This is a genomic window from Streptomyces sp. NPDC127098 (genome assembly GCF_042722465.1).
GTDB lineage: Bacteria > Actinomycetota > Actinomycetes > Streptomycetales > Streptomycetaceae > Streptomyces > Streptomyces millisiae.
This window is the reverse complement of record NZ_JBHXFJ010000062.1, coordinates 13,657-28,355: the sequence shown is the minus strand read 5'-3', so window position 1 is coordinate 28,355 and position 14,699 is coordinate 13,657. Positions and strand designations below refer to the sequence as shown.

General features: G+C 75.4%; 12 protein-coding genes and 1 riboswitch. Of the genes, 2 read left to right on the top strand and 10 right to left on the bottom strand.

Annotated features, from left to right (window positions below; translation table 11 throughout):
• Positions 1-137: 137 nt before the first annotated feature.
• A riboswitch (FMN riboswitch) is annotated at positions 138-268 on the bottom strand.
• 84 nt (positions 269-352) lie between these two features.
• Positions 353-1,543 (bottom strand): ROK family transcriptional regulator, encoded by a 1,191-nt coding sequence (locus tag ACFWI8_RS29120; RefSeq protein WP_387097560.1) that lies wholly within the window; start codon positions 1,541-1,543, stop codon positions 353-355.
• Positions 1,544-1,684: 141 nt separating this feature from the next.
• On the opposite strand from ACFWI8_RS29120, the gene ACFWI8_RS29115 reads away from it, so the two are divergent.
• Positions 1,685-2,923 (top strand): MFS transporter, encoded by a 1,239-nt coding sequence (locus tag ACFWI8_RS29115; RefSeq protein ID WP_387097557.1) that lies wholly within the window; start codon positions 1,685-1,687, stop codon positions 2,921-2,923.
• Positions 2,924-2,960: 37 nt separating this feature from the next.
• Here the strand turns inward: ACFWI8_RS29115 and ACFWI8_RS29110 are convergent, their stop codons facing one another.
• The 7 genes from ACFWI8_RS29110 to fmt all read right to left on the bottom strand — a co-directional run bounded on the left by ACFWI8_RS29110 (position 2,961) and on the right by fmt (position 10,248).
• Positions 2,961-3,416: a phospholipase gene (locus tag ACFWI8_RS29110; RefSeq protein WP_387097554.1), complete on the bottom strand. Its 456-nt coding sequence runs from the start codon at positions 3,414-3,416 to the stop codon at positions 2,961-2,963.
• A gap of 160 nt (positions 3,417-3,576) precedes the next feature.
• Positions 3,577-4,269 carry a class I SAM-dependent methyltransferase gene (locus ACFWI8_RS29105; RefSeq protein WP_387097550.1) on the bottom strand — a complete coding sequence of 231 codons (693 nt, stop codon included), beginning with the start codon at positions 4,267-4,269 and terminating at the stop codon, positions 3,577-3,579.
• Positions 4,270-4,327: 58 nt separating this feature from the next.
• Positions 4,328-5,767 carry a GuaB1 family IMP dehydrogenase-related protein gene (locus ACFWI8_RS29100; protein WP_387097547.1) on the bottom strand — a complete coding sequence of 480 codons (1,440 nt, stop codon included), beginning with the start codon at positions 5,765-5,767 and terminating at the stop codon, positions 4,328-4,330.
• 138 nt (positions 5,768-5,905) lie between these two features.
• Positions 5,906-6,895, bottom strand: coding sequence for a sugar-binding transcriptional regulator (locus ACFWI8_RS29095; protein WP_387097545.1), 990 nt, complete (start codon positions 6,893-6,895; stop codon positions 5,906-5,908).
• A gap of 162 nt (positions 6,896-7,057) precedes the next feature.
• Positions 7,058-7,741 carry a ribulose-phosphate 3-epimerase gene (gene rpe, locus ACFWI8_RS29090; RefSeq protein WP_387097542.1) on the bottom strand — a complete coding sequence of 228 codons (684 nt, stop codon included), beginning with the start codon at positions 7,739-7,741 and terminating at the stop codon, positions 7,058-7,060.
• Positions 7,742-7,806: 65 nt separating this feature from the next.
• Entirely contained in the window at positions 7,807-9,231 is a 1,425-nt protein-coding gene (locus ACFWI8_RS29085; protein WP_387097539.1) for an RsmB/NOP family class I SAM-dependent RNA methyltransferase, read from the bottom strand.
• Between the two features lie 66 nt (positions 9,232-9,297).
• Positions 9,298-10,248: a methionyl-tRNA formyltransferase gene (fmt, locus tag ACFWI8_RS29080; protein ID WP_387097536.1), complete on the bottom strand. Its 951-nt coding sequence runs from the start codon at positions 10,246-10,248 to the stop codon at positions 9,298-9,300.
• A gap of 248 nt (positions 10,249-10,496) precedes the next feature.
• On the opposite strand from fmt, the gene ACFWI8_RS29075 reads away from it, so the two are divergent.
• The gene (locus ACFWI8_RS29075) at positions 10,497-11,027 is read left to right on the top strand and encodes a hypothetical protein (protein ID WP_311594479.1); all 531 of its coding nucleotides are present in this window, start codon (positions 10,497-10,499) and stop codon (positions 11,025-11,027) included.
• Positions 11,028-11,051: 24 nt separating this feature from the next.
• On the opposite strand, the gene ACFWI8_RS29070 is transcribed toward ACFWI8_RS29075, so the two are convergent.
• Positions 11,052-13,184 (bottom strand): primosomal protein N', encoded by a 2,133-nt coding sequence (locus tag ACFWI8_RS29070; protein WP_387097533.1) that lies wholly within the window; start codon positions 13,182-13,184, stop codon positions 11,052-11,054.
• Between the two features lie 102 nt (positions 13,185-13,286).
• A complete protein-coding gene (gene metK, locus ACFWI8_RS29065; RefSeq protein ID WP_387097530.1) occupies positions 13,287-14,495 on the bottom strand; it encodes a methionine adenosyltransferase in 1,209 nt (402 codons plus the stop codon).
• Between the last annotated feature and the right edge of the window lie 204 nt (positions 14,496-14,699).

Sequence of the window (14,699 nt, the reverse complement as noted above, 5' to 3'; positions counted from 1 at the left end):
GGGCGGCCACCGGATCCTCCTGCCTCTTGGGCACGGCTCCGGGGCTGCGGGATGTCAGCGCGGATCACGGGGGCGAGGACAGGCCATGGCCGGTCGGTCGGGACCGGCGGCCACGGGTGTGCCGCGCACCGCTTCCGCCACGCACTGCCTCCCATCCGGACTTTAACCGTCGGTCCAGGAATTCCACCTGGTCAACCGGCCGCTGGCGGCGGACGGGTCGCGGACTATAACCGCCGGTTCGGAGTTTCACCGACCCCGGAGTGCGCTGTGTCGCTGGTACGCCCACCAGTCTGCCACGGTCGGCGGTCGATCATGCCGGGCTGTGGGACGCCTCACAGGCCGGCCGGGGGCGTCACCGCGCGAGGTCGGGGCCGAAGAGGTCGCGGCGGGCCGCGTCCAACGCGGTGACCAGGGCACCGGCCAGGACCGGGCTGCCGGCCACGGTGGCGGGGCGCACGTCGGTGTCCAGCGGGGAGAGGGCGCGCAGGCGGTCGGCGACGCGCTCGGCGAGCGCGGGCCCGCCGGCGCGCCCGATCTCACCGCCGAGCACCACGCAGCCGGGGTCGAGGACGGCGGCCACCCCGGCGATGGCCACGGCGACGCGGTCGGCGAGCTCGGTGAGGAACGCGCCGGCGGCGCCCGTGGGTTGGGTCGCGGCGGCGCGCACCACGGCCTCGGCCGCCGGCGCGTCGCCCGCGGGGTCGGCGGGCAGGCCGTGTGCCCCGGCCAGGGCGCAGACCGCGCCGCTCGACGCGAGCGCGTGGAAGCCGCCGTCGCAGTCCTCGGCCGCGGGCAGTCCGCCGGTGCCGGGCACGGGCAGGAAGCCGAGTTCGCCGGCGCCGCCCGAGGCGCCGCGGCGCAGCGTGCCGTCGAGCACCACGGCGGCGCCGACGCCGTGGCCGAGCCAGACCAGCACGAAGCTGTCGCGGTCCGTGACGGCGCCGTGTCGGTGTTCCGCGAGGCCGGCCAGGTTGACCTCGTTCTCCAGGAGGACGGGGCCTTCTAGCCTGGCGCGCAGGGCGGTGAGGAGCTCCGTGTGCCAGGAGGGCAGCGAGCCGGTGGGGCGCAGGGCGCCGGTGGTCGGGTCGACGAGCCCGGGGGCGCCCATGACGGCGGTGTGCAGGGTCTCGACGCCCGAACGGGCGAGGGCCCGGTCGAGCGCGGCGAGGGTGGCGGCGACCATGTCGGCGGTTCCCGCGGTGGCCGGCAGCCGCTCCTCGGCGAGGGTGCGGCCGGCGAGGTCGGCCAGCGCGAGGGCGACGGAGCCCGTGCGGACGTCGAGCGCGGCGACGTGGGCGCGCTCGGCCACCAGGCCGTAGAGGCGGGCGTTGGGGCCGCGCCGCTCCTCCCCTGCCTCGCCGACCACGGTGACCAGACCGTCCCGCCCCAGCCGGCCGAGCAGGTCGGCGACGCTGGGCCGGGAGAGGCCGGTCAGCTCGCGCAGCCGGGTCGCCGTCAGGGGGCCCTCGCTGGCCAACAGGTCCAGGGCGATGCGGTCGTTGATGGCGCGGGCCGTCCGTGGCGTCGCGGTACGGGCAGTCATGCGGGAATCCTCGCAGAGTCGGTGGAGGGCGAGATGCTCCCTGCCATATTTTTATTAGGTAACCTTCCTGATAGTTTACTGCCCGGCCCGGCCCGCCGGCCCGGCCACCCCTCCGGGACCTACGAGAGAACGCGGACGCCCATGTCGACGTCACACCCCCTGGTCACCGACCGGGACCGGATCCGCACGGCCCGCCGGTCCGTCAGCGTCGTCTTCGCGCTGCACGGCGCGGTCAGCGGCAGCTTCGTGACCCGCATCCCCTGGCTCAAGGACCAACTCGACCTCAGCACCGCGCAGTTGGGCCTGGCCCTGGCCTTCCCCGCGCTCGGCGCGGCCCTGACCATGCCGCTGGCCAGCGGCGTGATGCACCGGCTGGGCGCGCGCGCCGCCGTGCGCTGGCTGCTCGTGCTGTGGACCGCCGCGCTGGCCCTGCCCATGCTGGCGCCGAACCTCCCGGCGCTGTGCGGGCTGCTGTTCGTCTACGGCGCCGCGTCCGGCATGGCCGACGTGGCGATGAACGCGCAGGGCGTGGACGTGGAGCGCGAGCACGGCCGCTCGATCATGTCCGGACTGCACGGCCTGTGGTCGGTGGGCGCGCTGCTCGGCTCCGCGGTCGGCGTCGGCGCGGTCGGGCTCGGCGTGGACGCGCGGGCCCATCTCCCGCTGGTGGCCCTGGCGTTGACCCTGGCGGCGCTGCCGGTCTGCCGGGGCCTGCTGGACGTCAGGGCCACGCCGGAGGAGGAACCGCCGCCCCGGTTCGCGCTGCCCCCGCGCTCCGCACTGCTGATCGGCGCGGTCGGCATGTGCGCGATCCTCGCCGAGGGCGGCAGCATGGACTGGTCGGGCGTCTACCTGCGCGATCTCGCGGGCGCCTCGGAGGCGGTGGCCGCCGCCAGCTACACGGCGTTCGCCTGCACCATGGCCGTCGCCCGGCTCGCCGGGGACGCGGCGGTGCGGCGCCTGGGCCCGGTCCGCACGGTCCGCGGCAGCGGACTGCTGGCGCTGACGGGCGGGGTGCTCGTGGTGACGGCGCGGGTACCGGCACAGGGCATCCTGGGATTCGCGCTGCTCGGGATCGGGATAGCGGTGGTGATCCCGTTGGCCTTCGCGGCCGCCGGACGCAGCGGCCCCAACCCGAGTCAGGCCATCGCCGGCGTGGCCACGGTCACCTACACCACCGGCCTGATCGCGCCCACCCTGATCGGCATGATCGGCGAACTCGCCTCGCTGCGGGCCTCGTTCGCGCTGGTGACGGCCGCGCTCACGGTGCTGGTGGTGGGCGCCGGGGTGCTGGGCGGGCGGGCGCCGCGGGAGCCGGTGGCCACCGACCCCGCCACGGCGCGTGGCGAGCGGAGCGGCCGGGCGGGGAAATCCGCGTAAAACGGGCCCCCGGCACGTCGCCGGGGGCCCGTCGGGTTCAGCCGAAGGCGCGGACGGCCTGGTAGTACGTCCAGGCCAGCCCGTCACAGGAGGCGGCGGTGGCCCCCGAGTAACGGTCGCAGACCCGCTGGAGGTCGGCGTAGAAGGCGGAGTCGAGCCGGGCCTTGTTGGCGTCGAAGGTGCCCTGCGCCTTGTAGTTGCGGTAGCCGAAGTCGTGCCGCGCACACGAGGTCTCGAACGGGAAGCCGAAGGGGTTGTCGGGCGAACTCGAGCAGTAGTCCGTGCTCCAGTCGAAGCCGTAGGAGGACCAGGCCGACTGGTTGTTGCGGGCGGACAGCCAGGCGCTGTAGCTGCTGGCGCTGGTCTGGGTCCAGTTGGAGAGCACCTGGGGCTTGTCGGCCGGGGCCGCGGTGGCGGGGGCGGCCGAGGTGAACACGGCGGCCAGGCTGAGGCCGACCGCGGACAGGGCGGTGGCGAACCGACGACGACGCATGCAGTTCCTCCGGAAATCTGACGAACCGTCACCAGACGGCACGGTGGGGGAGTTTCCGGAAGATCAAGCTACGGGCCGGTAGGCCATTACTCAAGACCTGACGCATGCACGTCAGTTGACCGGTCGGGGAATTCCGGGCGCCACCGCCCGGGCCACCGCCTCAGTGGACCGGCCGGGCGCGCACCCAGGTGCCGTCGTCGGTGAGCACCGTGTCCACGGCCAGGCCGGCGGCGGCCAGCGCGGCCTCGAAGGACTCCTCGGTGTAGCGGTAGGAGAGGAACCGCTGTGTCCACCGCGCGTCGTCGTACTCGTATTCGACGAGGATGGCGGAGGTGTTGTCATCGACCGGCTCCGCGGACGCCACCCGGGTGAGGCCGTGCTCGGTACGCGACTCCCTGGGCACCCGGAGGTGCCAGTCCGCCCCCTCGCGCTGGATCAGCACCACTCCCCCGTCGGCGACGTGGCGCCGGCAGGCGCGCAGCAAGCCGGCGCGCACCGCGGGGTCGCCGTTGTGCACCAGGAACGAGGCGAGCAGCACGACGTCGAACCGCTCGTCACCCAGCTCGAGGTCCTCGATCGAGGAGCGGACGGTACGGGCGCCGCGCACGTGCGCCAGCATCTCGGGCGACTCGTCGACGGCCGTGACGGTGAATCCGCGCTCGATCAGCGGATGGGTCAACCGCCCGACGCCGCAACCGAGTTCGAGGATGCTGGCGCCGGCGGGCACGGCCGAGGCGATGATCCCGGGCTCCGGCCCGGGACGCAGCCTCAGCCAGTGCTCGACGGCGCAGCCGTCCGGAGTGATGGGGCCCGGCCCCGTGCCGCCGTATCCCGCGCGCGTCTGCTGGCTCATGGACCCATCCCAGCACCCGTGCCCCGGGGGCGACAGATCGAGTTCGGCCAGCTCCGCGTCACTGCCAGCTGACGTGCAGCGGCTTGCCCTCCGCGTAGCCGGCGGCGCTCTGCACGCCCACCACGGCCCGCTCGGTGAACTCGGTCAGCGTGGCCGCCCCGGCGTAGGTGCAGGCCGAGCGGACGCCCGCGACGATCGAGTCGATCAAATCCTCGACGCCGGGACGCGCCGGGTCGAGGAACATCCTGGAGGTCGAGATCCCCTCCTCGAAGAGCCCCTTGCGCGCCCGGTCGTAGGCCGAGTCCTCGGCGGTGCGGCCGCGCACGGCGCGGGCCGAGGCCATCCCGAAGCTCTCCTTGTACAGCCGGCCGTCGGCCGCCTGCTGCAGGTCGCCAGGCGACTCGTAGGTGCCGGCGAACCAGGAGCCGATCATCACGTTGGAGGCGCCGGCGGCCAGCGCCATCGCCACGTCCCGGGGATGCCGCACCCCGCCGTCGGCCCACACGTGCTTGCCGTGCCTGGCCGCCTCGGCCGCGCACTCCAGCACGGCCGAGAACTGCGGCCGCCCCACGCCCGTCATCATCCGGGTGGTGCACATGGCGCCGGGGCCGACCCCCACCTTGACGATGTCGGCGCCGGCCTCGATCAGGTCCCGGGTGCCCTCGGCCGACACCACGTTGCCCGCGACCACGGGCACCGCCGGCTTCAGGGCCCGGACGGCGCGCAGCGTGGCGACCATCGACTCCTGGTGGCCGTGCGCGGTGTCCACCACCAGCGTGTCGACGCCGGCCGCGAGCAGCGCCTCGGCCCGCCCGGCCACGTCCCCGTTGATGCCGACGGCGGCCGCCACCCGCAGCCTGCCGGCGGCGTCGGTGGCGGGCGTGTAGAGCGTGGCGCGCAGCGCGCCCTTGCGGGAGAGGATGCCGGCGAGGCGCCCGTCGGCGCCGACCGCGGGGGCGATCTTGCGGTGCGCGCCGTCCAGGACGTCGAAGGCCTCCTGCGGGTCCATCCCGGCGTCGAGCACCAGCAGGTCGCGCGACATCACCTCGCCCAGCTGGGTGAACCGGTCGACGCCCGTCAGGTCGGCCTCGGTCACGATCCCCACCGGCCGGCCCGCGCTGACCACGACGCCGGCGCCGTGCGCCCGCTTGGGCAGCAGCGCGAGCGCGTCGCCCACGGTCTGGGTGGGGGCCAGCACGATCGGCGTGTCGAGGACCAGGTGGCGCTGCTTGACCCAGGCGATCACGTCGGTGACCACGTCCAGCGGGATGTCCTGCGGGATGACCACGAGGCCGCCGCGCCGGGCCACGGTCTCCGCCATCCGGCGGCCGGCCACGGCCGTCATGTTGGCGACGACGAGGGGGATGGTGGTGCCCGTGCCGTCGGGCGTGGACAGGTCGACCGCCTGCCGGGAGCCGACCGCCGAACGGTTGGGAACCATGAAGACGTCGTCGTAGGTCAGGTCGTACGACGGCGTCACGTCATTGAGGAACTTCATGCTCGCTCTCTCACCTGCTGCTGAGTGGATCGATGCGGGTGGGGAGCTGCGGCTCCTACGTCATTATGGCCGAGAACCGCACTCGTGCACGAAGCGGCCGGCCCACCCGACCCGGGCGAACCGGCCGGCGCACGCCGGCTAGCCGAGCTCGTCGGGGTCGGACCGCTCCAGGGCCGGGCGCCCGCCCGGCGGCTGGGCCAGCAGTCGGTCGGCGGCGGTGGTGTCCGTGACCAGGCTGGTCACCAGTCCGGAGCGCAGTACCGCGCCGATGGCGTCCGCCTTGCGACGGCCGCCGGCGATGGCGACCACCTCGGGGATCCGGCGCAGCCGCTCGGCCTCCACCGTGATGCACCGCTCCCCCAGGTCCCGCCCGACCCGGCGCCCGTCGGCCGCGAAGAGGTGCGCCGACATCTCGGCCGCCACCCCCAGCGAGGAGTAGTGCTCCCGCTCCTCCTTGTCCAGCATGTCGTAAACGGTCGAGATCCCCGGCTCCCAGGACCCGATGGAGACCGCCGCGATCGTCACCTTGTCGAAGTACTCGAAGGCCGCCGCGATCCCCGGCTGGCCGCGCAGCGCCGCCGCCGTGGCCGAGTCAGGCAGCAGCATCGGCGCGTAGATCGGGTGCGCGTCGCCCCCCGAGACCGCGGCCGCCCGCCGCACCGCCTCCACCGAGCCGCGCTCCGCCGTGCCCGCGTGGTAGACGCCGGTCAGCTGCACCACCGTGCACGGCGGCAACTCCCGCAGCGCCTGCGCCATGTGGATCGTCGACCGCCCCCACGCGAGCCCGAGCACGTCCCCCTCGGCCACCAGCTCGCCGAGCAACTCCGCGGCCACCTCGCCCAGATGCTCCGGGTCCGGCGTGTCCTCCGCGTCGTCGGAGGGCGACTCGGCGACCACCACGTGCCGCAGCCCGTACCTGGCCCGCAGCGCGTCCGACCGCTCCGCGTCCAGCTCGGCCGGAACCCGGATCTCGATGCGCACCAGGTCGTGCTCCACGGCCGACTCCAGCACGCGAGCGACCTTGAAGCGGCTGACCCCGAACTCGTCGGCGATCTGGATCTTGGACTTGCCCTCCAGATAGAAGCGGCGTGCCATCGCCGCCGCCTGCATCAGTTCGGCGGGCCCCATCCTTGTGGCTGCCCTCCCGGTCGGCACCGCACTCACCTCACTGTCCTGATGTCCGTCCCCGTCCCCGGTCACCTCTGGAGGTTCATCCTCGCAGATCCACGGACCCCGCGATCGCCCCTCGGAGTCGGCGGCACCCCTGGGAACCGGATGGACGGCCGGAGTTCACCCGGACGTGGTGTGCGAAGCCGGGCGCCCGGCGCGCTCCGCCTGCTCGCGCAGCGCGGCCACCGCGGCCGCCGGGTCGTCGGCGCCGTAGACGGCGGAACCGGCGACGAAGACGTCGGCCCCGGCCTCGGCGCAGCGCTCGATGGTGGCGGTGGAGACGCCGCCGTCCACCTGGAGCCAGAGCGACAGGCCGTGGCGCTCGATCAGCTTCCTGGTGCGGCGGATCTTGGGCAGCGTGACGTCCAGGAACGCCTGGCCGCCGAAGCCCGGCTCCACGGTCATGACCAGCACCATGTCGAGCTCGGACAGCAGGTCCTCGTAGGGCTCGATGGGGGTGGCCGGCTTGAGCGCCATCGAGGCGCGCGCGCCCTTGGCCCTGATCTCCCTGGCGAGCCTGACCGGCGCGGCCGCGGCCTCCACGTGGAAGGTGACCGAGCCGGCGCCCGCGTCCACGTAGGCGGGGGCCCAGCGGTCGGGGTCCTCGATCATCAGGTGGCAGTCGAGCGGGATGTCGGTCGCCTTGCGCAGCGACTCGACGACGGGCACACCGAGCGTCAGGTTGGGCACGAAGTGGTTGTCCATCACGTCGACATGGAGCCAGTCGGCGCCCTCGACGGCCCTGGCCTCGTCGGCCAGCCGGGCGAAGTCAGCGGACAGGATGCTCGGATTGATCTGTGCCATGGGGCCCAGTATTCAACATGCCCGCCGGCCGCCCTCAGCCGGTCGGCCGGCGGGCGACCTGGCCCCTACGAGGTGCGGCGCAGCAGCGCCAGGTACATGGCGTCGGTGCCGTGCCGGTGCGGCCAGAGCTGGATGTCGGGGCCCTCGCCGAGCTCGGGCACGCCGGGCAGCAGCGGGCGCGCGTCGATCCGCTCCACCGTCGTACCGCCCTCCCTGGCAAGGGACTTGAGCACGTCGGCGACGACCAGGCGGGTTTCGGCCAGATGTGGTGAGCAGGTCGCGTAGCCGACCACGCCGCCGGGCCGCACGGCGGTCAACGCGCCGCGCAGCAGGTCACGTTGGAGCGCGACGAGCCCGTCCAGGTCCTCCGGGCGACGGCGCCAGCGGGCCTCGGGGCGGCGGCGCAGCGCCCCGAGCCCGGTGCAGGGCACGTCGACCAGCACCCGGTCGAAGGTGCCGGGACGCCAGGCGGGGCGGGTGCCGTCCGCGACCACCACCTGGTGCGGGCCCGGGTTGCCGTCCAGCGCGCGGGCCACCAGGCGGGCCCGGTGCGGCTGCCGCTCGGCGGCGACCAGCGCGGCGCCCCGCTCGGCCGCGAGGGCGCCGAGCAGCGCCGCCTTGCCGCCGGGCCCCGCGCAGCCGTCCAGCCAGCGCCGGTCGGGGCCGGTCAGCGGCGCGTTGGCCAGCGCCAGGGCGACCAGCTGACTGCCCTCGTCCTGAACGCCGGCCCGGCCCTCGCCGACCGCCTCCACCGCGCCCGGCTCGCCGCCCTCGACCAGCCGCACGGCGTACGGCGACCAGCGGCCGGGCTCGGCGCCCGGCTCGGCCCGCAGCTCCTCCACGGTGGACCGGCCGGGGCGGGCCACCAGCGTGACCCCCGGGCGCTCGTTGTCGGCGGCCAGCAGCTGCTCGATGCCGGCCCGGTCGCCGCCCAGCGCGTCCCACAGGGCCGAGACCACCCAGCGGGGGTGGGCGTACGCCAGGGCCAGATGCTCCTCCGGGTCCTCGTCGTACGGCGGGGCGACCCGCTCGAGCCAGCCGTCGAGGTCGTGCGCGGCCACCCGGCGCAGCACCGCGTTGACGAACTTGGCGCGGCCGTCGCCGAGCACGCAGCGGGCCAGCTCGACGCTCGCGCTGACCGCGGCGTGGCTCGGGATCCGGGTGCCGAGCAGCTGGTGGGCACCGAGCGAGAGCACGTCCAGGACCGGCGGGTCCACCTCACGCAGCGGCCGGTCGACGCAGGCGGCGAGCACCGCGTCGTAGGTGCCCTGGCGGCGCAGGGTGCCGTAGACCAGCTCGGTGGCCAGGGCGGCGTCCCTGGCGTCGAGCTCGCCGGCCTCCTTGGCCCTGGTCAGCATCGGCGGGAGCACCAGGTTGGCGTAGGCGCCGCGCTCGCCGACGGCGCGCAGCGCGTCGAAGGCGAGGATCCGGACCGGATCCCTCCGGGGTCGGCGGTAGGTCCTGGCTGGTCGGCGCTGCCGGGTGCTCACGGGAAGGGGTGCTCCGGGTGTCGGGGGAAGGGATCTGGTGCCGGCGGTGCGGCGCTGGTCTCCAGCCTACGGCCGGGGCACGGTGGGCGACTCGAGCCGCTCGCCGGCGGCGACCCGGACGCCCCTGGCCCAGTCCGCGGCGCGCATCGGCTTCTTGCCCTGCGGCTGGACCCAGACCAGCTCGACGGCGTGCGAGGCGGTGCCGACGTGGACGGCGTGCTTCTCGGCGGCCAGCTCGCCGGGGGCCAGGTCGTCCCGGTCCGGCACCATGGTCACCTGACGGAGCTTCAACCGCTCGCCGCGGAACACCGTCCAGGCCCCGGGGGCAGGGGTGCAGGCGCGCACCTGGCGGTGCACCCGCAGCGCGGGGGCCGACCAGTCCACGGCCGCGTCCTCGACGGTGATCTTGGGGGCGAGGCTGATCCCCTCGGCGGGCTGCGGCTCGGCGCGCAGGGTGCCGTCCTCGACGCCGTCCATGGTGTGCGCGAGCAGCCCGGCGCCGGCGAAGGCGAGCCGGGTGAGCAGATCGCCACTGGTGTCCTCGGGACGGATGGCCTCGGTGAGCACTCCGTAGACGGGCCCGGAGTCAAGCCCCTCCTCGATCTGGAAGGTGCAGGCGCCGGTGATCTCGTCGCCGGCGAGCACCGCGTGCTGGACGGGGGCGGCGCCCCGCCAGGCCGGCAGCAGCGAGAAGTGCAGGTTCACCCAGCCGTGCCGGGGGATGTCGAGGGCGACCCTGGGCAGCAGGGCGCCGTAGGCGACGACCGGGCAGCAGTCGGGGTCGATCGCGCGCAGCCGGTCGAGGAAGTCGGGGTCGCGGGGGCGGCGGGGGCGCAGGATCTCGATGCCGGCCTCGGCGGCGCGCTCGGCCACCGGACTGGGAACGAGCCGCCGGCCCCGGCCGGCCGGGGCGTCGGGGCGGGTCACGACGGCGACGACCTGGTGCCGGTCCGAGGCGAGCAGGGCGTCGAGGGCCGGGACGGCCACCTCTGGAGTGCCGGCGAAGACGAGCCTCATCGTGCGTGTACGACCTCTCCGTTGCTGTCCGCTGCGGTGCCGGCCGGCGACGGAGGCCGGCCCCGACGAGTCTAGGGTCCGCGGTGGCACGTTTCTTCCTGGGCCCGGAAGTGGGTGTGCGATGCACGGGGTTGACGATGCGCGCCGGCAGCGTGACTCCGGCGCGGGGTGGCGCGTTGTCAAGGGAGATTGACCGCACGGGCCGGTTACTGGTCCGTTTCCTTGACGCCGGTTCGAGAGGCTTGTTCATGGCCGACCACGCCACCCCTGACGCTCAGGCACGGGCCAGCCTGCATCTGCTGGTGCGGGACATCGAGCGGGTCCGCCGCCAGGTGGACGCGCTGCGTACGCTCACCGCGCAGCTGGGCAACGTATACCGACCGCGACGCACCGGTCCCTCCGCCGGGTTCGTGGTCTACGGGCGAGCGCCCGCCCCCACGGTCCGGCTGGCCCAGGAGCTCCGGGACAGCGTGGAGGCCCTGGTGACGGCCGCGGTGGACTTCGATCGTTCGCTCGGCTTCTCCTGGGACGCGGTGGGTTCGGCCCTCGGCGTCACCAAGCAGGCGGTGCACCGCCGTTACGGTGCCCGGCGGGCCGGGGCGAGCGCGGGCGCGGGGGCCGGCGCGCAGCCCCAGGCCCCGCGGGAGCCGGCGCGTCCCGAGGGGCCGCTGGCACCGGGAGTGCCCCCGGCCCGCACGGTGCCCGGGCGGCCGGCGCAGCCGGTGGCGGGCGGCTCCGAGGCCAGGAGCGGCGCCTTTCCCGGGCAGCGCAGCGGCTGAGCCGCCGGCCGCGGCGGGGCCGGTTCAGCCGATGTCGGCCGGGTCGATGCGCACCCGCGCCGGGGCCCCCTCGCGGCGGGCCAGCCGGGCGGCCTGCGCGGTCTTGAGGGCGGCGGCGAGGGCGGCGCCGCTGCCCGGCGGCACCCGGACCAGCGCCCGCTGCCACTGCTCGCCGGGCGGCGGGTCCCCGATGCGCCGGGGCCGGCCCGGCTCGGTGACCGGCATCGGCACAGGCCCGAGCACCTCCGCCTCGGCGGGCAGCCGCGCGGTGTCGAGCAGCCCCTCGACCGCCTCCGGCGGCCCGCTGACGGCGGCCATTCTGGAGACCGGCGGAAAGCCGAGGAACGCCCGGTCCGCGAGTTCGCGCCGCGCGTTGCCCGCCGGATCCCAGCGCACCAGGGCCTGCACGGGCCGGAGGGTGGCCTCCGCGAGCACCACCACGGTGCCGCCGTCGGCGTGCGGGCGGACCAGGGCCGCCGCGTTCAGCCAGTGGCGCAGGGCCTCCTCACCGGCCCGCAGGTCGGGACGGCCGAGCAGCACCCAGCCGTCGAGCAGCAGCGCCGCCGCGTAGCCGGGCCCCTCGGGGACGGGCTCGGCCCCCGGGGTGCTGACCACCAGCGCCGGCCGGTCGGGGACGGCGTCCAGGACGTGGTCGCGGCCCGAGGTGCGGACGGGCACGGCGGGGAACGACCTGCCGAGCTCCTCCGCGGTGCGGCGGGCCCCGATGACGACGGCGCGCAGCCGGCTCTCCCCGCACTCGGCGCAGGCCCAGCCGGGGGCCTCGGTGCCGCACCAGCCGCAGCTCAGCGGCCGGTCGGGGCCGGCGGCCGCGAGCGGGCCCTGGCAGCGGGCGCAGCGGGCGGGGGCGCGGCAGCGGGCGCAGGCGAGCCGGGGCGCGTACCCCCGGCGCGGCACCTGGACGAGCACCGGGCCGCGCTCCAGGCCGTCGCGCAGGGCCTCCCAGGCGAGGCTGGGCAGCCGGGCCGAGCGGGCCGCCGGGTCGCGGGCCGAGTCCTCGTCCCCGACGGTGCGGACCAGGGGCGCGGCGGCGCGGACCGCGGGGCGGTCGGCGGCCAGCGGGCGGGCCCAGCCGGTCTCCACCAGCTGGGCGGCCTCCACGGTCTGCGCGTGTCCGCCGACCAGCGCGGCGGCGCCCTCCTGGACGGCCCGCAGCACCAGTACCTCGCGGGCGTGCGGCTGCGGGGCGCGGTCCTCGTGGTGGGACGAGTCCCCGTCGTCCCAGACGGCCACGAGGCCGAGGTCGCGGACCGGGGCGAACATGGCGGCCCTGGTGCCGACGACGCAGCGCACCGAGCCGCGGTTGAGCGCGAGCCAGCGCCGGTACCGGACCTCGGGTCCGGCGTCGGCGGTGAGCAGCACATGATGGCCCTCGCCCACGAGAGCGGTCAGCGCGGTGTCGAGCCGGGCGGCCGCGCGGCCGTCGGGCAGCACGGCGAGGGCGCCGCGACCGGCGGCCAGCGTGGTGGCCAGGGCGCGGGCCAGCTCGTCCGGCCAGTGCGGCCCGGGCAGCGCGGTCCACACGGCCCGGGGCGCGTCGCCGGCGGCCAGCGCCTGGAGGAAGGCGGGGCCCTGCGGATAGCGGGTCCAGCCGCCGGGCGCGGGCGGGGGTGGCGGCGCGGCGGGGGGCGGCGAGGGCTGGCGCTCGGCCCTGGCCATCCGGGGCGGGACGGCGAGCGTGACGACGTCGGCGAGGGCGCCGGCGTAGCGGTCGGCGACCGAGCGGCAGAGCCGGAGCAGCTCGGGGGTGAGCACCGGCTCGGTGGAGAGCACCTGCGCCAGGGGGGCCAGCACCCCGGGGAAGTCGCTCTCGGCGCGCCGCTCGACCACGAAGCCGTTGATCAGGCGGCCGCCCTCGCGGCGGCCGTCGCGCTGCCCGGCGCCGAAGCGGACCCGGACCCGGACGCCGGGCCTGGCCTCCTCGTCCATGGCGGCGGGCACGGCGTAGTCGAAGTAGCGGTCGAGGTGGACAAGCCCCTTGTCGACCAGGACCCGGGCGACCGGCAGCCGCTCGGCGAGCGGCGCGTCCCGCCAGGTGCGCGGGGGCGTGCGCTTGCGGGCCGCGCCGCGCAACAGGGCCAGCTGCTCACCGGCCGGGCCCTGGTGGCTCTGCTCTCGCCGGGGGCCGATCTCGCTCACGGTGCCCAGTACAGCAGATCCCTCGGACATCCGACGGCGGCCGGTGGCCGACGTCCGAGGCCCGAGGGATCGGCGATGTCGAGGGTCGCGGGACCGGGGTGGCTAGACGCCGACGGCCGCGCGGAGGGCCTCGACGCGGTCGGTGCGCTCCCAGGTGAAGTCGGGGAGTTCGCGGCCGAAGTGGCCGTAGGCCGCGGTCTGGGCGTAGATCGGGCGGAGCAGGTCGAGGTCGCGGATGATGGCGGCCGGGCGGAGGTCGAAGACCTCGGTGATGGCCTGCTCGATGCGCTCGACGGGGGCGGTGGCGGTGCCGAAGGTCTCCACGAACAGGCCGACCGGCTCGGCCTTGCCGATGGCGTACGCGACCTGCACCTCGCAGCGGGTGGCCAGGCCGGCGGCCACCACGTTCTTGGCGACCCAGCGCATCGCGTAGGCCGCCGAGCGGTCCACCTTCGACGGGTCCTTGCCGGAGAAGGCGCCGCCGCCGTGCCGGGCCATGCCGCCGTAGGTGTCGATGATGATCTTCCGGCCGGTCAGGCCGGCGTCGCCCATCGGGCCGCCGATCTCGAACCGCCCGGTCGGGTTGACCAGCAGCCGGTACCCCTCGGTGTCCAGCTTGATGCCGTCGGTCAGCAGGGCCTTCAGCTCCGGCTCGACCACGAACTCCTGGATGTCGGGGGCGAGCAGCGAGTCCAGGTCGATGTCGGAGGCGTGCTGCGAGGAGACCACCACGGTGTCGAGGCGGACCGCCTTGTCGCCGTCGTACTCGATGGTGACCTGCGTCTTGCCGTCCGGCCGCAGGTAGGGGATGGTCCCGTTCTTCCGGACCTCGGAGAGCCGGTGGGAGAGCCGGTGGGCCAGCCGGATCGGCAGCGGCATCAGCTCGGGCGTCTCGTCGCAGGCGTAGCCGAACATCAGCCCCTGGTCGCCGGCGCCCTGCCGGTCGAGCTCGTCCTCGTCGCCCTCGACCCGGGCCTCGTAGGCGGAGTCCACGCCCTGCGCGATGTCGGGCGACTGCGCGCCGATGGACACCGAGACGCCGCAGGAGGCGCCGTCGAACCCCTTCTTGGAGGAGTCGTAGCCGATGCCGAGGATGGTGTTGCGGACCAGCGAGGCGATGTCGGCGTAGGCCGAGGTGGTGACCTCACCGGCCACGTGCACCAGGCCCGTGGTGATCATGGTCTCCACGGCCACCCGCGAGGTCGGGTCCTCGGCGAGCAGGGCGTCGAGGATGGCGTCGCTGATCTGGTCGGCGATCTTGTCGGGGTGACCCTCGGTCACGGACTCCGAGGTGAACAGACGGCGGGACACATCGCTCCCTGGGGTTGCAGCGGCTGCTGACTGAACTGTGACGGCCGCCCGCGGCGAACGGGGGACGGCCGGCGCCAATCCTAGCCGGCCCGGGGCCGGCATGAGCCGAAGGCTCGGCCACGACGGCGGCGATCTCCGGCCCGACCACCCTAGCCCGAGCGACCGGCTCGCGGGGAGAGCGGACCGCTCTGCGAGACACGCTCC